15 protein-coding genes are annotated in these 19,119 nt (G+C 73.8%); 10 read left to right on the top strand and 5 right to left on the bottom strand.

The genetic code is table 11. The features are described from left to right. Positions 1–115: 115 nt before the first annotated feature. The 3 genes from BL253_RS16570 to BL253_RS16560 all read right to left on the bottom strand — a co-directional run bounded on the left by BL253_RS16570 (position 116) and on the right by BL253_RS16560 (position 2,643). Positions 116–1,843 (bottom strand): urease subunit alpha, encoded by a 1,728-nt coding sequence (locus BL253_RS16570; RefSeq protein WP_076817893.1) that lies wholly within the window; start codon positions 1,841–1,843, stop codon positions 116–118. 71 nt (positions 1,844–1,914) lie between these two features. Continuing rightward, positions 1,915–2,280 (bottom strand): urease subunit beta, encoded by a 366-nt coding sequence (locus tag BL253_RS16565; protein WP_241834857.1) that lies wholly within the window; start codon positions 2,278–2,280, stop codon positions 1,915–1,917. Between the two features lie 60 nt (positions 2,281–2,340). Beyond that, complete coding sequence (locus BL253_RS16560) at positions 2,341–2,643, bottom strand: urease subunit gamma (protein WP_076817891.1); 303 nt, start codon at positions 2,641–2,643, stop codon at positions 2,341–2,343. A gap of 353 nt (positions 2,644–2,996) precedes the next feature. Here BL253_RS16560 and BL253_RS16555 point away from each other — a divergent pair, with 353 nt between their 5' ends. The 5 genes from BL253_RS16555 to BL253_RS16535 all read left to right on the top strand — a co-directional run bounded on the left by BL253_RS16555 (position 2,997) and on the right by BL253_RS16535 (position 8,750). After that, positions 2,997–4,097: an ABC transporter substrate-binding protein gene (locus BL253_RS16555; RefSeq protein WP_076817889.1), complete on the top strand. Its 1,101-nt coding sequence runs from the start codon at positions 2,997–2,999 to the stop codon at positions 4,095–4,097. A gap of 73 nt (positions 4,098–4,170) precedes the next feature. After that, the gene (locus BL253_RS16550) at positions 4,171–5,061 is read left to right on the top strand and encodes an ABC transporter ATP-binding protein (RefSeq protein WP_076817887.1); all 891 of its coding nucleotides are present in this window, start codon (positions 4,171–4,173) and stop codon (positions 5,059–5,061) included. A gap of 16 nt (positions 5,062–5,077) precedes the next feature. Continuing rightward, entirely contained in the window at positions 5,078–5,935 is an 858-nt protein-coding gene (locus BL253_RS16545; RefSeq protein ID WP_076817885.1) for an ABC transporter permease, read from the top strand. Beyond that, positions 5,932–6,837: an ABC transporter permease gene (locus tag BL253_RS16540; RefSeq protein WP_076817883.1), complete on the top strand. Its 906-nt coding sequence runs from the start codon at positions 5,932–5,934 to the stop codon at positions 6,835–6,837. The genes BL253_RS16545 and BL253_RS16540 overlap by 4 nt, the downstream gene beginning before the upstream one ends. A 296-nt stretch (positions 6,838–7,133) precedes the next feature. Continuing rightward, entirely contained in the window at positions 7,134–8,750 is a 1,617-nt protein-coding gene (locus BL253_RS16535) for an adenine deaminase C-terminal domain-containing protein (RefSeq protein ID WP_241834856.1), read from the top strand. Between the two features lie 21 nt (positions 8,751–8,771). On the opposite strand, the gene BL253_RS16530 is transcribed toward BL253_RS16535, so the two are convergent. Beyond that, positions 8,772–10,052 carry an ATP-binding protein gene (locus tag BL253_RS16530; protein ID WP_241834855.1) on the bottom strand — a complete coding sequence of 427 codons (1,281 nt, stop codon included), beginning with the start codon at positions 10,050–10,052 and terminating at the stop codon, positions 8,772–8,774. Positions 10,053–10,201: 149 nt separating this feature from the next. Beyond that, positions 10,202–11,317 (bottom strand): aromatic ring-hydroxylating oxygenase subunit alpha, encoded by a 1,116-nt coding sequence (locus BL253_RS16525; RefSeq protein ID WP_076817930.1) that lies wholly within the window; start codon positions 11,315–11,317, stop codon positions 10,202–10,204. Between the two features lie 408 nt (positions 11,318–11,725). On the opposite strand from BL253_RS16525, the gene BL253_RS16520 reads away from it, so the two are divergent. From BL253_RS16520 to BL253_RS16500, 5 genes are all read left to right on the top strand, one after another. Further along, on the top strand, positions 11,726–12,772 hold the full coding sequence (locus tag BL253_RS16520) for an FAD binding domain-containing protein (protein WP_096336021.1): 1,047 nt from the start codon (positions 11,726–11,728) through the stop codon (positions 12,770–12,772). Further along, on the top strand, positions 12,769–13,380 hold the full coding sequence (locus BL253_RS16515) for a (2Fe-2S)-binding protein (protein ID WP_081438370.1): 612 nt from the start codon (positions 12,769–12,771) through the stop codon (positions 13,378–13,380). Before BL253_RS16520 ends, BL253_RS16515 begins: the two co-directional genes overlap by 4 nt. Continuing rightward, on the top strand, positions 13,377–15,824 hold the full coding sequence (gene pucD, locus BL253_RS16510; RefSeq protein ID WP_241834854.1) for a xanthine dehydrogenase subunit D: 2,448 nt from the start codon (positions 13,377–13,379) through the stop codon (positions 15,822–15,824). Before BL253_RS16515 ends, pucD begins: the two co-directional genes overlap by 4 nt. 41 nt (positions 15,825–15,865) lie before the next feature. Beyond that, positions 15,866–17,242, top strand: coding sequence for an allantoinase AllB (allB, locus tag BL253_RS16505; RefSeq protein WP_076817877.1), 1,377 nt, complete (start codon positions 15,866–15,868; stop codon positions 17,240–17,242). 245 nt (positions 17,243–17,487) lie between these two features. After that, on the top strand, positions 17,488–19,038 hold the full coding sequence (locus BL253_RS16500) for an allantoicase (RefSeq protein WP_076817875.1): 1,551 nt from the start codon (positions 17,488–17,490) through the stop codon (positions 19,036–19,038). The last annotated feature ends 81 nt before the right edge of the window (positions 19,039–19,119 follow it).

Here is a 19,119-nt window from a genome sequence, read left to right as displayed (position 1 = left end):
CGATCACCGCACTCCGCCCCAGCCAACGTAGGCGGTCAGCGCACTAGCCCGCCGCAGGAGCAGAAGCCGCGATCATGTCGTGCGGTGGAAGGGCTGAGCTCGCCGACGGCCGGAGTCAGAACAGGAAGTAGCGCTGGGCCATGGGGAGTTCGCGGACGGGGTCGGGCTCGATGGCCTCGCCGTCGATGGTGACGGTGAAGGTGTCGGGGTCGACGCGGATGTCCGGGGTGGCGGCGTTGCCAGGCATGTCGGCCTTGCCTCGGGACCGGACGTCGCGAACTGCGACCATCGGGGTCGCGAGCTGGAGCTTCTCGGCCAGGCCGTCCTCGATCGCGGCGGGGGCGACGAAGGTGAGCGACCCGGCGGCGGCGGGGCCACGTGCGGCGCCGAACATCGGGCGGGGGAGCACCGGCTGCGGGGTCGGGATCGAGGCGTTCGCGTCACCCATCGCGGCCCAGGCGATGAGGCCGCCCTTGATGACCACCGACGGGCGGACGCCGAAGAACGCCGGCTCGTAGAGCACCAGGTCGGCGAGCTTGCCGGCCTCCACCGAGCCGACCTCGCCGTCCAGGCCGTGCGCGACGGCCGGGCAGATCGTGTACTTGGCGACGTAGCGCCGGGCCCGGAGGTTGTCGGCCCGGCCGTCGCCGGGYAGGGCGCCGCGCCGCTTCTTCATGACGTGCGCGGTCTGCCAGGTGCGTAGCACGACCTCGCCGATCCGGCCCATCGCCTGCGAGTCCGAGCCGATCATCGAGATCGCGCCCATGTCGTGCAGGAAGTCCTCGGCGGCGATCGTGGACGGCCGAATGCGGCTTTCGGCGAAGGCCAGGTCCTCGGGCACCGTCGGGTTCAGGTGATGGCAGACCATCAGCATGTCGAGGTGTTCGTCGAGCGTGTTGACGGTGTGCGGGCGGGTCGGGTTCGTCGACGACGGCAGCACGTTGCCGGCCGCGGCGACGGTGATGATGTCCGGCGCGTGCCCGCCGCCCGCACCCTCGGTGTGGTACGCGTGAATCGCCCGGCCGGCGATCGCGGCCAGCGTGCTCTCGACGTATCCGGCCTCGTTGAGCGTGTCCGAGTGCAGCGCGACCTGCACCCCGGCCGCGTCGGCGACGCGCAGGGAGGCGTCGATCACGGCCGGGGTGGTGCCCCAGTCCTCGTGCAGCTTGAACGCGGCCGCGCCGGCGCGCAGCTGCTCCCAGAGCGACTCCTCGCTCGTGGTGTTGCCCTTGCCGAGCAGGAGGACGTTGACCGGCCAGTCGTCCATCGCGGACAGCATCCTGGCCAGGTTCCAGCCGCCGGGGGTCACCGTCGTCGCCTTGGTGCCCTCCGCCGGGCCGGTGCCACCGCCGATCAGCGTCGTGATGCCGGCGCCGAGTGCCTCGGGGACCTGCTGCGGGCAGATGAAATGGACGTGGCAGTCGATCGCGCCGGCGGTGAGGATCTTGCCGTTGCCGGAGATGATCTCGGTGCCGGGGCCGATCACCAGGTCCGGGTGCACCCCGTCCATCGTGTCCGGGTTGCCGGCCTTGCCGAGGGCGACGATCCGGCCGTCGCGGACGCCGACGTCGGCCTTCACGACGCCCCAGTGGTCGAGCACGATCGCGMCGGTGATGACCAGGTCGGGCGCGCCCTCGGCGCGGGTGGCCCGCGACTGGCCCATCGACTCGCGAATGACCTTGCCGCCGCCGAAGACCGCCTCGTCGCCGGTGCCGGCGCCACCGGGCCCGCGGCTGAGGTCCTCGGTGACCTCGATGAACAGGTCGGTGTCGGCGAGCCGGACCCGGTCGCCGACCGTGGGTCCGTACAGCGCGGCGTACCGCGACCGGTCCAGCCTGGCCATGCCTGACCTCTCTGCTCTCTCTAGGGACAAGACGACTCGGCCGCGGGCTGTGGGCAGCCGGGGCCGGCTCGTCAGGCCGGTGGCGTCGTCGGGGTGGCGCCGCGCTCGTCGAGTTTTCCGGCCCACTCGAGACGCAGGCCAGGCACATCGCGCGCGCCGGCGAGCGCCACCAGGGTCACCTCGCGCTCGATCCCCGGCTCGAAGCGAACCGCCGTGCCCGCCGGCACGGCCAGCCGGTGTCCCCACGCGGCCGCCCGGTCGAACTCCAGCGCCGGATTCGCCGCCGCGAAGTGGTAATGCGAGCCGACCTGAACCGGCCGGTCGCCCGCGTTACGCACCACCAGCGTGACAGTCGGGCGGCCTGGGTTGATCTCGATCGGGTCGTCGTCGTGCAGGACCTCGCCGGGAATGATCGGCGCCTGCTCTCCTGGCTGCATTCGCTCTCCTGGCTGCGTCGGTCGGCTCCTCGCCGCGGCGGCGCGGCCATGTCCTAGCCGCTACGGGATCGGGTCGTGGACCGTGACGAGCTTGGTGYCGTCGGGGAACGTCGCCTCGACCTGCACCTCGGCGAGCATCTCCGGGATGCCGTCCAGGACGTCGTCCCTGGTCAGCACCGTGCGGCCGGCGGCCATGAGCTCGGCGACCGTGCGGCCGTCGCGGGCGCCCTCGAGCAGGAAGGAGGTCAGGATCGCGACGGCCTCCGGGTAGTTGAGCCGCAGGCCGCGGGCCCGCCGCTCCCTGGCGAGGTTGGCCGCGACGTGGATCAGCAGCCGTTCCTGTTCATGCGGGCTCAGCAGCACGGCGCCAAACCTAGGGCCGGCAGATGACGGCGGCGTAACACCGATCGCCGGCGCGTCGCGCCCGGACGCCCCGGAGACCCACGGCCGCCCTCCGGATGATCGAGATCTGTCACTCTCCGTCGCGGATCGAGGTGTCCGCTCGCGGTCGGTACCTGCCCGGCGAGCTCGTATGGGCCGGTCGAGGGACTCCGGGGTCCAGCCAGGTCCGTCACAAAAGAGGTGGAGTTACCCGCTGTTCACAAAGGGGCGATGGACCCGATACGACCGCTTTCTAACGTCCGGGGAACCGCCCGGGTGGGCCGGACGTGCCGGCGGTGGGGATCTCAGCCCCGGGGCGATGTGATGGGGGTTCGGTGACAACTGGATTCGACAGGCGTGGCTTCCTGCGGCGCGGTGCGGGCGTCACGATGGGTGCCGCGGCGCTCGCGGTCGGCGGGAGCGGCCTGCTTGCCGCCTGCGGCGACGACGACGACTCGGGGACGACGGCGGCCGCCACGAGCGGGGGCGCGGCGTCGTTCGGCAAGCTGGACTACCGGCTTTCCTGGATCAAGAACGTCGAGTTCGCCGGCGCGTACATCGCCGACCAGAAGGGCTACTACAAGGCTGCTGGCTTCTCCGAGGTCAACCTGATCGCCGGCGGCCCGAGTGCCACTCCGCAGGACGCCGACGTGGCGACCGGCAAGGCGTTCATCGGCATCTCCGCCCCGGACATCACGGGCAACGCGATCCTCCAGGGCGCGCCGTTGCGGATCATCGGCGCCCAGTACCAGAAGAACCCTTTCGCGATCATGTCGCTGGCGGACAAGCCGCTGAAGACGCCGCAGGACATGATCGGCAAGAAGATCGGTGTGCAGGCGACGAACGAGTCCGTCTGGACCGCGTTCCTCGCCGCGAACGGACTCGACGCGTCGAAGATCGACAAGGTGCCGGTCGAGTTCGACCCGACGCCGCTCACCACCGGTCAGGTCGACGCCTGGTTCTCGTTCGTCACCAACGAGCCGAACCTGCTCAAGGTGAAGGGCGTCGACACCTTCACGTTCCTGCTCGCGGACTTCAAGTACCCGCTGGTGTCCGAGACCTACATGGTCACCGAGGACACGCTCAAGAACGACAAGGACAAGATCAAGGCCTTCCTGACGGCCGAGATCAAGGGCTGGGCGGACTCGATCCACGACCCGTCCGTGGCCGCGAAGTACGCCGCCGAGATCTACGGCAAGGACCAGGGCCTCGACGCGGCCGAGCAGACGCTGGAGTCGACCGCCCAGAACGCCCTGCTGCTCACCGACGACACCAAGAAGAACGGCCTGTTCACGATCACGCCGACGCTCATCGAAGAGAACATCGCGACTCTGAAGCTGGCCAAGGTCGACATCACCGCCGAGCAGCTGTTCGACACCAGCATCATCGACGAGATCTACAAGGAGAACCCGGCCCTGATCCAGCTCCCGCTCTAGGCACGTCCGAGATGTGCCCTGGGCACGGCGCCCGGACGGAGCGAACCAGCAGACACAGGAGATCAGAACTGACATGAGTGCTTCCGCCACGCCCACGCCGGAGCCCGCCCTCGACGAGGCGGGAGTCACGCTTGGCAAGGAGACGGCCGGCGCCGTGCCGGCCGCCGCCGGACCGGCCCCGGGGTCCGGGGTGAGCGTGGCGGGGCTGCGTAAGGAGTTCCGTCTCGGCCGCCGGTCGGTCGTCGCCCTGGACAACGTGAACCTGTCCACGACGGAGGGCTCGTTCCTCACGCTGATCGGGCCGTCCGGCTGTGGGAAGTCGACCGTCCTGCGGATCCTCGCCGACCTGGAGGCGCCGTCCCAGGGCGAGGTGCTGGTCCATGGCGAGCCGCCGTCCACGGCCCGCCGCAACCACCATCTCGGGATCGCCTTCCAGGACGCGGCCCTGTTGCCGTGGCGGTCGGTCGAGGCGAACATCCGGCTGCCGCTGGAGGTCAGCGGCGCCAGGACGGACAAGAAGGTGATCGCCGACCTGATCGCGCTGGTCGGTCTCAACGGCTTCGAGAAGGCGCGCCCGGCGCAGCTGTCCGGTGGCATGCGCCAGCGGGTCGCGATCGCCCGCGCTCTGGTGGTCGAGCCGAAGGTCCTCCTGCTCGACGAGCCGTTCGGCGCCCTGGACGACATGACCCGCCAGCGGCTCAACTTCGAGCTGCTGAGGATCTGGACGGAGCGGGCGACGACCACCCTGCTGGTCACCCACTCCATCCCCGAGGCGGTCATCCTGTCCGACAAGGTCGCGGTGATGAGTCCCCGGCCGGGGCGGATCGCCGCGATCGTCGACATCGACCTGCCGCGCCCGCGTACTCCCGAGATGCTGCGCACCCCTCAGTTCCACGACCTGCACGACCAGCTGTCGAGCCTGCTGTTCTCCGGCCAGGGCGAAGACGGCGTGCGGGCGGCGTGACGGCGGCGGTGCGGAGATGACCACGATTCAGGACACGCCGGCCGGCGCGGCCGTCGGCCYGGGGGGCGGCGGCCCCGACCAGCCAGGAGGCGCGGACGGTGCCCGTTTCGGCGGCGCGCCGTCGTGGCTCGGCGGCCTGATCGGCACCGTCGCCGTGATCGCCCTGTGGTGGATTCTCGCGGTGACCGCGTTCGAGCACGGCGGCGCGGTGCCGACACCCTGGGAGGTCCTCAAGGACCTGTGGACCGACCGGCACCTGTGGTCGAGCCCGGTCAGGTCGACCGTGTGGATCGCGCTCAAGGGCTATCTGATCGGTAACGGCCTCGCGATCGGTCTCGCCATCCTGTGCTTCGGAATCCCGGTCGTCGACCGGATCGTCCTGCAGATCGGGATCGCGTCGTACTGCCTGCCGATCATCGCGATCGGCCCGATCCTCACCACGGTGTTCGACGGCACCACGCCGCAGACGGCGCTCGCCGGGATCTCGGTGTTCTTCACGACGCTGGTCAACGTGCTTGTCGGCCTGCGCTCCGCGGACCAGACGACGCTCGACCTGATCAAAGCCAGCGGCGGCGGACGTTTCGCCCAGCTGCGCTACGTCCGGCTGCGCGCCGCGCTGCCGAGCACCTTCACCGGGCTGCAGATCGCGCCGCCGGCCGCGTTGCTGGGCGCGATCATCGGCGAGTACCTGGGTGCCGACAAGGGCATCGGGATCACGATGATCGCCTCCCAGCAGGGGTTCAACGTGCCCCGCACCTGGGCGCTCGCGCTCATCGCTTCCGCCATCGCCGGTATCGGGTATGGCATTACCTCGCTGGCCGCCCGGCTGCTCACGCCGTGGGCGCCGCGTGGCAACGTCGGAGGTGCATCGTGACGACGGCCGCCGCCCCGCCCGAGGCCAGGACCATGCCCGACCCCGCGCCGGCCACGGCCGTCGCGCCGCCGGTGGAGGAACGCGCTCCCGGCTCGTTGATCCTGGTCACCGCGCTCGTCCGGCTCGGCCGGACCTTCGGGTCCGTGCTCGCGTCGGTCGTCGTGATCCTTGTTCTCTGGTACGCGTTCCTCAAGGTCTTCGACCTCAGCCCGCTGGTCGCGAAGTCGCCGAAGGACGTCTACCACTATCTTTTCACCGTCCCCAAGGCGCCGGACAACCGCCACGCGATCTTCGACGCCCTGATGTCGACACTCGGCGACGCCCTGGCCGGCTATGTCGCCGGAACGGTCGCCGCCATCGTCGTGGCGGTGCTGTTCGTGCTGTACCGGCCCGTCGAGCAGGCGTTCATGCCCGTCGCGATGGTCCTTCGCTCGGTACCGCTCGTCGCGATGACGCCGATCATCACCCTGGTCTTCGGCCGTCATCTCGCGGGCGTCACGGTCATCGCGGGAATCGTGGTGTTCTTTCCCTCGCTGGTGAACATCGTCTTCGGTCTGCGCTCGACTCCGCGCGCCGCCGCCGACCTGGTTACCGCKTACGGCGGCTCCTCGTTCACCGTGCTGCGTAAGGTGGCCATTCCGAGCGCATTGCCGTCGCTGTTCGCCTCCGCGCGTATCGCCGTCCCGGGCGCCATCATCGGGGCGCTGCTCGCCGAGTGGCTCGCCACCGGCAAAGCGCTGGGCTACTACATGCAGCACGCCCAGCAGACCTTCAACTACGGCGGCGTGTGGGCGGCCGTCATCGTGATCACCGCGGTCAGCATCGCCCTCTACGGCGTCGTCGGCATCATCGAGACCGTCGTCCTCGCCCGCTATGGCCCGGCGCCGTCCCGCGGTAAATGATCCCCCCTCCCGGCCGGATGTCACCGCCCGCGTGACCGGCAGGTTTCCGGGCGCGTCAGATCGCCAGTAGGGGGCGGGGCCCGTGCACACCCAGAGTGACGCACCTGGATCCGACCGTGTTTTGGCGGGCTCGGCGTGTCCCGGCGTGACGGTTGTGTTTCGGCGTACTTAATGCTTGGCAGCAATCGGTGACTGTGCCGTACTCGCCTGCGACAATGGGGCGGCGGTCGTTCGGGTATGCCGAACGGCCAGCCCCCCGACGTCGAGCTTCGCTCGACCCCCCAGCGGAGGTGAGCGTGTCGACTCCTCGGGGGTTGGCGGCCGGATGGCCGGGCTCGGGTCTCGTCGTGGGACCAGCGCCGAGGCCGGGCGTGGCGGCGGGCGGCCAGGCGGTGGCCGGGGCACCCCGGGTCGTCGGCGGGAACGGGCTGGGGCCGAGCGGCGGGGAGCTCGCGCGGCTGCGGCGCGTCGCCGTCGGCGAGGAGGACGCGGACCTGCTGGTCCACAGCGGGACCGTCGTCGTCGTGCAGACGGGCGAGCTGCTGCGCCGCGACGTCGCGATCGTCGGACGGTTCATCGCCGCCGTGACCAGGCCGGGCGCCCTCGCCGGCCGGCGCTCGCTCGACGCCTCGGACCGCTACCTGGTCCCGGCCTACGTCGACGCCCACGTCCGGCCGGAGCGGACGCTGCTGACGCCGGGCGAGGCGGCACGGCTGCTGGTGTCGCGCGGGACGGTGACCGTGCTGACCGACCCGTCCGGGTTCGTCGCGCGCTGTGGGCCGCGTGGCGCGGGGCTCGCGACCACGACCGGCACGCCGCTGCGCGTGCTGGCGTGCCGTCCCGGCGCCGCCGGCCCCCCCACCGCCGACCTGCTGCCGGGGGAGCGCCCCGGCGCGCACCGCACGCTCGCCGACCTGGTCGGATACGGCCAGCTGGCCTGCGCCGTGCGGCGCGGGGTGGTGGCCGGCATGCCGCCGGCGGAGGCGATCCGCCGGGCGACGTTCGCGCCCGCCCGCCGCCACGGCCTCGACCACGTGCTCGGCGCCATCACGCCGTCGCACCTGGCCGACCTCCTCGTCGTCTCCCAGATCGGCGGCATCGAGCCGCCCGACCTCGTCGTCGCGGGCGGGCGGATCGCCGCCGGCCAGGGCCAGCCGTTGTTCGACAACTCCGACCTCGTGCCCGGCTGGGCGGTGGACACCCTGCGCCTGCCGGCGAACCTGCACGTCGGCTCGTTCGCGGCGGCGCGCTGGCCCGGCCATCCCGCGCCACTGCCACTCGCCGTGGAGATCGTGTCGCGGCTGTCCGCGCCGGTGATCTCCCAGCGGCCGGCCGGCATGCCCGGGCTGCTGCCGGGGCTGCCCGTCGCCCCTGGGGGGTCCGTGGCGCCGGGGATCGCCCCCGCGATCCCCGAGCTGCAGCCCGCGCCGGTGCTGCCCGCCGGTGAGCCGTCGCCCCGGCACGTGCGGTTCGAGCCGGCGGTGCGGGATGGCCGGATCGTCGCCGACCCCGAACACGACCTGCTCAAGGTGGCCCTGGTCGACCGGTCAGGCGCCCACGAGCCGGTGCGCGTGGGCCTGGTGCGCGGCGTCGGGCTCACCAGCGGCGCCGTCGGCGTCACCGTCACCGAACCGCCCGGCGACCTGCTGCTCGTCGGCACCAACGACGCCGACATGCTCACCGCCGCCCGGGCCCTGGAAGGCATGGGCGGCGGTTTCGTCGTCGTCGACCGCGGCTGGGTGCAGGCCGCGTGCCCACTGCCGGTGGCCGGCCTCGTCAGCGACGCGCCCTGGGAGGCGGTCGACGGCCAGCTGGCCGCGGCCGACGCCGCCGCCGCGGCGATCGGCTGCCGGCCGAGCAGCCCGCTGCAGACCCTCGCGGACCTCGGCGTCGCCCTGTACGTCCGGCCCTGATCGGTGGGTGGGGAGGGGTTGTCAGCTGACTGCCTCGGCGGCCGGCGGCTTGTCATCGGCGGCCGAAGCCGGGGACGGGGCCGGGTTGGCGGCGCTGGCCGCCGCCGGCTCGCGGACGGGTGACTCGGCCGCCGCGGCGACGGCTTCGGCGGACTCGCGCAGCGCCCCCTCGGCGTACTCGGACAGCATCCAGGAGCGCCGCGGGGTGGCCGCGTCCTGGATCTCCACCAGGCCAGCCCGCACCATGCGGAACAAGGCCCGGCGCGCCTCGGTCTTGGAGACGGCGAGCATCTGGGCGACGTCCTCGGTCCGCATCCGGGCCTGCCGGCGCATCCGGGTGATGATCTGAAGCTCCGGCAGCGACAGCGGCCGGCCGCCGAGCTCGTGGCTGAGCACGAAGCGGGCGAAGCCCAGGTCGGGGCGCCCGCCGGGGAGTACGACGACGACCGCGTGCTCACCGCTGCGGCCGTGGTCGGGCGGGGCGTGCCCATGCCGCAGCTGCTCGCGCCAGATGTGGCTGATGCCCCGGCCGGTGCGCGTGACGATGCCGGCGCGGCGGAACGCGTCCGCGAGCAGCGGGTTGCGCGGGCTCGGCGGGGCGGTCAGCAGGCTCTCGACGGTGATCCCGGCGGGCAGGCCGGACGGGTTGGAGACGACGATCTGGTCGGCCGACCACTGCACGTGCACCGCGCCGGGGGCCGTGTAGTCGCGGTGGATGAGCGCGTTGGCCAGCGCCTCGCGAAAGGCGCTCTCCGAGTACACCGGCACGCGCATCCGGACCAGGTCGAAGCGCACCTCCCGCATCGGGTTCAGCGCGCGGAACCGGGCCAGGAACTCCTCCACGAGCCGGAACAGCGGCCAGCGCAGGAACACGTTCGTGCCGGTCGCCAGCCCGTCGACCCGGTCGAAGACCTGGATCGCGGCCTCGTGGGTGGGCGCGAAGCGGCGCAGCGACTCCGGCCGGCCGAACAGCAGCAGGCCCGCGAGAAGGATCTCCACCTGCTCGGGGCCCACGGCCGCGGCACTGCCCGCGCCAGCCGCGTCGTCGGCGCCGGCATCGCCCGGCACGGTGCGTACGACGCCGAGCTCGCGGGCGAGCGCGAGGTCATCCAGCAGGGCGAGCCGCTCGTCGGCCTTCTCCCGGTAGGCGCCGACGAGGCGGCGCAGCCGGTCGAACTCGACCGGGTCGAGATCGTCCCAACTGGCGCCGGGCACCACCCGCCCGGTCACATCGACCGCGCCGGTCACCAGCATGCTTTTCCCAGGCCCGCGGCCGGGCGTGTCGCCCTCAGCGCTTCGCACGTCAATATCGTAGGGACGATCAGTGCCGCGCGTGCCGCTTCCGCGGTGTCGGCTAGCGGCTACCGCCGCGCTGCCGGTTACCGCCGCGCTGCCGGCCGCGGCCGCGGTGCCGGCCGGCGGCAACGGCCACGGTGGGCCCGCGGTCGTCCCTATCGGGCGGCACGGGTGGGTGGGCGGCGCGGCGCCCTGGTGTGGCGGCCGTCGGTGTCGGCGGCGCTCGCGCCGGGGCGGCGGGGGTAACGGGCCGCGCGGGTGACGAAGGCGGCCAGCACGCGGCGCAGTGCCACCCCGGCGGCGTCGGCGCGGATGCTGACCTCCTCGGCCAGCTCCCCGTCGCCGCTGATCAGCGGCAGGCCGTCCAGGGTGAACTTCTCCTGCAGCGCCAGGTCCTCGTCGAGGATCTCCTGCTCGAAGCGGGCGGCCTCGGCCAGGCGCGCCGCGTCGCCGCCGAGGTCGTCACGCAGCAGCCGGGTGTAGACCCTGGTCGCGCCTTCGCCCTCGGGCTGCAGACAGAAGTGGATCGCGCTGGTGATCCCGGCCTCCGGGTACTCGAGGCGCAGCCGCAGCATGAACGGCGGGCGGAACACGTAAGTGGACACGCGCCGCTGGATCAGCGGCCGGATCCCGGCGGCCACCCCGGGATCCTCGGGGTTGGCGACCTCCTGCTCCATGGTGACGCAGAAGCCGYCCCCGTCCGCGTCGACGCGATACGGCGGCACGACCATGTCCTCGCCCGCGCCGATCGTGCCCGCGTGCACGAACGGGAAGTGCGCGGTGTCGAGGAAGTTGTCGGCGAGCAGGCCGGCGGCGGCGGTGGTGCGTGACGGCTCCAGCCATACCGAGGCGAAGGCGTCGTCCGTGTCCTCCGGGAGGTCCATGATCTCCGAGAACGGCTCGTCCGGGGTCACCCAGAGCAGGCCGTGCCGCTCGGTCACGCCCCAGGCGGCCGTGGCATGGGCACGGCGCGGAGCGGGCACTCCTGGGCCGAGCGCGGGCACGGCGACGCAGTCGCCTCCGGCGGCGAACCGCCAGCCGTGGTATGGGCAGACCAACGTCGCGCCGTCGACCCGGCCGGCGGACAGCGGCGCGAGCCGGTGCGGGCAGCGATCCTCGAAGGCGGTGACGGCGCCGCCGAGCCGGGCGAGCACCCAGGGCTCGCCGAGCAGGCTCACCCCGAGCGGCTCGTCACCGAGCTCCGTGGAGCGGGCCACCGGGTGCCAGCCGTGACGCAGCGCTGGATCCGTGTTCGTCAGACGTCGCGACACGCTCACCTGCCTCCTTGCCCCGTGATCGCTGTCCTGTCATCGGCGTGCGGCCCACGGCCGAGCGACCCGTCCCGGCTGGTCCGGGGCTGGCCGGGACGGGCGGGTCTTCCGCACATCATCCACGTTCCAGGGCCGCGCCGGCCGCTAACCGACGTTCAGTGACGTAACACGCTGTGAGCACTCCCGGCCGCCTTTGGCAGCCCACGCGCAGGCGCTGGCCTGAACACGCCCGTAACCTGCGGGTCCTATCGTCGTCGGTCGAACGGCTCGTGCACGTAGGCGCCGTTCGCGTCGCTCGCGCTGGTCAGAGACCCGTGTCCAGCGTCGGCGGACGCGCCAGGCCACCGGTCGCCGGTGGCGTGGCTCCTGCACATGCTTACAGAGGGTGACGGGCGGGAGGCTGGCCAGGTGACAGGCACCAGGGCCGCGCTGCACAGGCCGGGCACGGTCGGAGAGACCGTCCGGATCCTCGCGGAGGCCGGCGACGCGGAGCTGCTCGCGGGCGGCACGGACCTGGTCCCGGCGCTGCGCGCGGGCACTCGCCGGCCGCGCGCGATCGTGGCCCTGCGCCGCGTCCTCGAGCTGCGCGCCCGGGGTGCCTGTGCCCAGGCACTCACCATCGGCGCCGGGGTGACCTACGCGGAGCTCGCGGACTGGGCCTGCGCGCCCGGGCTCGCCGCGACCGCCAGGGCCGTCGGCTCGGCCCAGATCCGCAACGCCGGCACGGTCGGCGGCGCGCTCGGCTCGGCGAACCCGCGCGGCGACCTGCTCACCTTCCTGACCGCCGCCGGCACGGACGTGCTGACCTGCTCGGCGCGCCGCGGCCCGCGCACCGCACCGCTGGACGACTTCCTCGCCGGGGCCCCGGGACGCGGACGCGGCGAGCTGGTGACCGCGATCCGCGTCCCGCGCCCCCGTGGGCCGCAGGTCTTCCTCAAGATTGGCGGCCGGCAGGCCGCCTACCCGGCGCTGGTGTCCTGCGCGCTGGTCGTCGACCGGGCCGGCGGCCGGGTCAGCTGCGCCATCGGCGGCGTCGCCTCGACGCCGCTGCGTGCCTCCGAGGCCGAGAGTTTCGCGGCTGCCGAGATCGACTGGACGTCCCCCGGGCGGGACGAGGCGGCCTGGGCCAGCGTCGCGCGCCGGTTCGGCGCGCTGGTCGCCGACGCGGCCCGCGCCGCGCCGGCGCAGCTTCCAGAGGGGCCGCGCGACCCCGCGGCCTATCGCTGGCACGCGGCCGGGGTGCTGGCGGGACGGGCACTCGCCCGCTGCTTCGCCGGCGGCGATCAGGAACATGGCGCACCAGCCGAAGGAGGAGCGAGAATGCCTCACCTTCGCTCCTCCGGCGGCGATCAAGGTCATGGCGAGTCAGCCGAAGGAGGAGCGAGAATGCCTCACCTGCGCTCCTCCGGCGGCGATCAGGGGCCTGGCGAGTCGACGGAGGGGCGGGGCCGGTGACGGCGGTGGGAACAGACACGGGCGCCGGTTCTGGCGGGGATGTGCCCGTCCGCCGGGTGCTCGACCGGGGGAGCGCGGCCCGCGACGACCACGCCGACGAGGACACCGACGCCGGGCCGGTCGTCCAGCCCTACCGCCTGCACGTCGACGGCGGCCTGCGCACCGTGGCGGGCGCCTGGCTCGGGGACTCGCTGCTGACGGTGCTGCGCGAGCGGCTCGGGATCACCAGCGTCAAGGACGGCTGCGAGCAGGGGCGCTGCGGGTCCTGCTCGGTGCTGCTCGACGGCCAGCTGGTCGCCGCCTGCGCGACGCTCGCCGCCGACGCCGCCGACGCGCGGGTGACGACGCTCGCCGGTCTGCCGGCCGACGGGCTGGCACCCGCCGTGCGGGCGGCCTTCCTGCGCCACGGCGCGGTGCAGTGCGGCTTCTGCACACCCGGCTTCGTCGTCGCCGTCACCGACCTGCTGGGCCGGCGCCCGCAGGCCGACGAGGACGAGATCCGGGAGGCTCTGGCCGGCAACATCTGCCGCTGCACCGGCTACGGCCGGATCATCGCCGCCGTCAGGGCCGTCCAGGCCGACATCACGTCGGCGGGGGCCGAGCCGTGAGGACCGAGCTGCCAGAGCCGGGGCGCGAGGGGATCAGGGCGTCGACCCTGCGCCCGGACGGGCCAGCCAAGGTGACGGGCACCTTCCCCTACGCCGGAGACCTGACACTGCCCGGGATGCTGCATGGCCGCACGCTGCGCAGCCCGCACGCGCGCGCCCGGATCCTCGCCGTCGACGTCTCGGCCGCGCTGCGGATCCCCGGCGTCGCCGCCGTCGTGACCGCGGCCGACGTCCCCGGTGTCGCCACCTATGGGCTGATCGGCCCCGACCAGCCGGTGTTCGCGGCGACCGAGGCACGCTACGCCGGCGAGCCGGTCGCCGCCGTCGCCGCCGCCGACGCCCGCACGGCCCGGCGGGCGCTCGCGGCGATCCGGGTCGACTACGAACCGCTGCCCCCGGTCACCGACCCGGAGCTGGCGATCACGCCCGGTGCCGAGCCGCTGCACCCGGGCAGCCCCGGCTACGGCCCGGGCGCCCGGTTCAGCGACCCCGGCCACCCCAACCTCTACCGGCAGATCGACATCCGTCACGGCGACGCCCCGGACCTCGTCGGGGAGGTCGCCGTCGAGGACACCTATGTCTTCGGCATGCAGGACCAGGCGTTCCTCGCCCCGGAGGCCGCGCTGGTCACGCCCGCCGCCGACGGCGGCGTCGACATGTCCGTGGCCACCCAGTGGCTGCACTCGGACCAGGAGCAGATCGCCGCCTGCCTCGGGCTGCCGGAGGAGCTGGTGCGGCTCACGCTGGCCGGCGTCGGCGGCGCGTTCGGCGGCCGCGAGGACATCACCCTGCAGGTCCATGGCGCGTTGCTGGCGCTCGCCGCCGGGGCGCCGGTGCGGATCGCCTACGACCGCGTCGAGAGCTTCCTCGGCCACCCGCACCGCCACCCGGCACGGATGTGGTTCCGGCACTCCGCCACCCGGGACGGAGATCTGGTCGCCGTACAGGCCCGGGTCGTCCTGGACGGCGGGGCGTACGCGTCGAGCTCGCGGGCCGTGATCTCGAACGCCGTGACCCACGCGGCCGGGCCGTACCGGGTGCCGAACGCGCACCTCTACGGCGCTTCCGTCCGGACGAACAACCCGCCGTGCGGGGCGATGCGCGGCTTCGGCGTGCCGCAGGTGACCTTCGGGCACGAGGCACAGATGGACCGGCTCGCCGACGCGCTCGGGATGAGCCCCGTCGAGCTGCGGGCTCGCAACGCGCTCGCCGCCGGCGACATCCTGCCCACGGGGACGCCGGTCCCCGGCCCGATGCCGGCTCGTGAGCTGATCGAGCTGGTCGCCTCCCGCCCGCTTCCGCCGCCGCTCGACCCGGCGAGCCCCGGCGTGGGCAGCTGCCTCGCGCTGCCCGGCGGCCGGCCGGCCGCCGCCGACCCGGCCAGGGTGCGCCGCGGCGTCGGCTACGCGCTCGGCGTCAAGAACCTGCTGTTCTCCGAGGGCTTCGACGACTCCTCGGTGGCGCGGGCACGCCTGGAGCTGGGGCCGGACGGCGTCCCGCGGGCCTGGGTGCACACGGCCTGCGCGGAGGTCGGGCAGGGCTTCGTCACGATCGCCGGGCAGATCGCGCGCACCGAGCTCGCCGTCGAGGAGGTGGTGCTCGCCCCGGCGGACACCGCCGTCGGCAGTGCCGGCTCCACCAGCGCGTCCCGGCAGACCTGGATGAGCGGGGGAGCGGTGCGCGGTGCCTGCGCCGCCGTCGCCGACCGGCTGCTCGCCAGGGTGGCGCGCGCCCTGGGCCTGCCGCAGTCGGTCATCGAGGCGCCGCGCCGGGTGCTCAGCCTGCGCGACGGGCAGATCATCGGACCGGAGGCCGGCGCGCGGATCCCGCTCGCCGAGGCGCTGGCCGACGGGCCCGTCGAGGCCGAGTACACCCACCACCACCGGCGCACCGAGGCGCTCGACGAGCGCGGCCAGGGTGACGCGCACGTCGCCTACGCCGCGGCGGCGCACCGCGCGGTCGTCGACGTCGACCTTGATCTGGGGCTGGTCCGGGTGGTGTCGCTGGCGCTCGCGCAGGACTGCGGGACCGTGCTCAACCCGCTGTCGCTGCTCGGCCAGGTCGAGGGCGGGACCGCGCAGGGCCTGGGCGTCGCGGTGATGGAGGAACTGGTCACCGTCGACGGCGTCGTCGTCAACCCGACCTTCCACGACTACCTGCTGCCGACCATCGCCGACGTGCCCGACCTGGACTTCGTCGCGGTCACCTATCCGCAGCCCGACGCGCCGTACGGGGTCAAGGGGGTCGGCGAGGCGCCGACCGGCACCGCGACCCCGGCGGTCGTGGYGGCGATCCGCGCCGCCGTCGGCCGCGACCTGCGCCGCGTCCCGGTCCGCCCGGCGGACCTGGTGATGCCGGTGGACCTGGTGGCGCCGGTGGACCTGGTGGCGCCGGTGGACCCCGTGATGCCGGTGGGCCTGGTGGCGCCGGTGGACCTGCCGTGACCGGCGGCGGCACGACATGACACGACACAGACGGGACGACGATGACGACTGAGCCGGACGCGCCGGCGCTCACGCTGCCGGAACGGGCGCAGGTGCTGCGCTCGCGGCGGGTCGTGACGCCGCGAGGCGTGATCGCCGCGGCGGTGCACGTMGCGGGTGGGCGGATCACCGCGATCACCGGCCCGGACGAGGTCGGCCCGGGGGTCGCCGTCACCGACCTCGGCGACCTCGCGCTGCTGCCCGGAGCGGTCGACGCGCACGTGCACGTCAACGAGCCGGGCCGCACCCACTGGGAGGGTTTCGCGACCGCCACGAGGGCGGCGGCCGAGGGCGGCGTGACGACGATCATCGACATGCCGCTGAACTCGATCCCGCCGACGACGTCGGTGGCCGCGCTCGAGGCCAAGCGGGCCGCGGCCGCCGGGCAGATCTCCGTGGACGTCGGCTTCTGGGGCGGGATCATCGGCGCCGACGCGACGAGCGCCCGCGACCTCGCCGAGCTGCACGACGCCGGGGTGTTCGGCTTCAAGGCGTTCCTCGCCCCCTCCGGGGTCGAGGAGTTCCCGCACGTGTCGATGGAGGCGCTCGCCGCCGCGACGAGGCACACCGCCCGGCTCGGCGCGCTCACCGTCGTGCACTCCGAGTCGCCCACCGTGCTGGAGTCGGCGCCGCCCGCCGCCGGGCGCGCGTTCGCGAGCTGGCTGCGCTCCCGGCCGCCGGCCGCCGAGACGGAGGCCGTCGCCGCGCTCGCGGCGCTCGCCGGCGCGACCGGCGCCCGGCTGCACGTGCTGCACCTGGCGGCCGCCGGGGCGCTCGACGACGTGCTCGCCGCCCGCGACGAAGGGCTGCCGCTGACCGTCGAGACGTGCCCGCACTACCTCAGCTTCACCGCGGAGGAGGTCCCGGACGGCGCGACCGAGTTCAAGTGCGCGCCGCCGATCCGGGAGCGCGCCAACCTGGAGCGCCTCTGGGACGGCCTGGCCGAGGGGCTGTTCGTGGGCGTCGTCTCGGACCACTCGCCCGCGAGTCCCGACGTCAAGTCCGTCGACACCGGCGACTTCGGCACCGCCTGGGGCGGCATCGCCTCCGTCCAGCTCGGCCCGCGCGCGGTGTGGACCGGCKCCCGCCAGCGCGGCCACGGCCTCGCGGACCTGGCCCGCTGGGTGGCGRCCGGGCCCGCCGACCACGCGGGGCTCGCCCACAAGGGCCGCATCGTGGTCGGCGCCGACGCGGACCTCGTGGTCTTCGACCCGGAAAGTTCAGATGTGGTGGACGCCGCAATGCTCGCCCACCGCCACCCGCTCACCCCATACGCTGGAATGACGCTGGACGGCGTCGTCCATGCGACCTACCTGCGCGGCCAGCGGATCGACGGCGGCCGGCCGCCGCGCGGCCAGCTCCTGAGCCGTGCCGACTGACCGAGCTGACCAGCCGTGTTCGCTGCCCTTCGGGCAGCTTCCCCGAGGGCCGCGATGTCTGCTCCGGGGGGCGACCCCCGGACCCCCGATGTCGAGCTTCGCCCGACCTGGTGGGGGACTCTGAGGGTGTGAAGGCACGCGTCTGACCGGGGGCGGCGTACATGGCGGCACCCCAGGAAGACGGACAGATATCGAGCATGCGTCRCCCGGGCTCAGGCCTGGGGGCGCAGGGAGGACAACCCCGGATGGCTGACGCCCCCGACCTGACCAATCTCGTCGACCTCGCCGGTGCGCGGCTTGGGGGCTCGGTGGTCGCGGTCAACGACGAGTTCTTCGCGTTCGCCGAGCGGATGCTGCTGCCGGAGCCGCCGATCGTGCGGCCGGGAGTCTTCACCGAGCGGGGCCAGTGGACCGACGGCTGGGAGACCCGGCGCCGCCGGGTGCTGCCGGGGGCCGACTGGGCGGTGGTCCGCCTCGGTGTCCCCGGCATCGTGCACGCCGTCACAGTCGACACCACCCACTTCACCGGCAACGCGCCGGAGGCCGTGGAGATCCAGGGCGCCACCGTCGGCGGCTACCCGGCGCCGGAGGAGCTGCTCGACGAGTCGGTGCAGTGGGTGACGCTCGTGCCGCGGACCCCGGTGAACGCGGACTCGGTCAACGTGCTGCCCGTCGAGGCCGCCGGCCAGATCCGGATCACCCACCTGCGTCTGACGATCCACCCGGACGGCGGTGTGGCCCGGCTGCGCGCCCACGGTCAGGTCGTGCCCGACCCGCGGCTGTTCGACCGGGTGACCTCCGACCTCGCCGCCGGCTACCTCGGCGGCGTGGTCGTCGCCGCGAGTGACATGCACTACGGCGACCGGCACAACCTCAACGCCTCCGGCGAGGCCCGGGTGATGGGCGAGGGCTGGGAGACCCGCCGCCGGCGGACGCCCGGCTACGACTGGGCGGTGATCCGCCTGGCGACGACCGGGCGGGTGGTGCGCRCCGAGGTCGACACCCGCCACTTCCGCGGCAACGCGCCCCGTGCCGTCGCGCTCTGGGCGGCGAACGCGCCCGAGCTGTCCTTCTCGGACGACGTCTCGTCGATCACCGAGTGGCGCCCGATGCTGCCGCCGACCAGGACCCAGCCGAACACCAGGCACCTGTTCGACCTGGAAGTGCCGGTCGAGGCGACACACGTGCGGGTCGACGCGATTCCTGACGGCGGCCTCGCCCGGCTGCGCCTGCTCGGCGCGCCGACCGAGCCGGGCCGCAAGTCGCTGGCGATGCGCTGGCTGGACGCGCTCTCGCCCGGCGCGGCCAAGGAGGAGCTGCTCGCCTGCTGCGGGTCGGAGGACTGGGCGGACGCCGTCGTCGCCCGCCGGCCGTTCGGCACCCTCGACGAGCTGCTCGCCGTCGCCGAGCAGGAGTGGTGGCGGCTGACGGAGGCGGCGTGGCTCGAGGCGTTCACCGCGCACCCGCGGATCGGTGAGCGCCCGGCCGTCGCGTCGGCCCCGCCGACGTCGGCGCGCGCGACCGTCGTCGGGCTGGACGCTCCGCGCCGCGAGCAGGCCGCGCTGGAGTCCGCGAGCGCCGAGGTCCGCGCCGCGATGGCCGAGGGCAACGCGGCCTACGAGGAGCGTTTCGGCTACATCTTCCTCATCCGCGCGGCCGGCCGGTCCGCCGAGGAGATGCTGACCCTGCTGCGTGAGCGTCTGGGCAACGAGCCCGCCCGCGAGCTCCGCGTCGCCGCCGGCCAGCAGGCCGAGATCACAGCCATGCGCCTGCACCGTCTGGTGACCGGTTCGTAGGGCCGCAGGCGAGCCTTCCTCCGGGGGCATGACCTCGGAGACCCGGAGGAAGGTCCTTGTCCGGCAGTCCTGGTCCGACGG

The organism is Pseudofrankia asymbiotica (assembly GCF_001983105.1).
Classification (GTDB): domain Bacteria; phylum Actinomycetota; class Actinomycetes; order Frankiales; family Frankiaceae; genus Pseudofrankia; species Pseudofrankia asymbiotica.
Note: the sequence above shows the minus strand (reverse complement) of the source record. Positions and strands in the feature narration are given on the sequence as shown.

Bases quoted from the DNA above. Each gene is read 5' to 3' on its own strand.
- BL253_RS16550 (WP_076817887.1), top strand. From the start codon at position 4,171: ATGAGTGCTTCCGCCACGCCCACGCCGGAGCCCGCCCTCGACGAGGCG.
- BL253_RS16565 (WP_241834857.1), bottom strand. From the start codon at position 2,280: ATGCAGCCAGGAGAGCAGGCGCCGATCATTCCCGGCGAGGTCCTGCAC.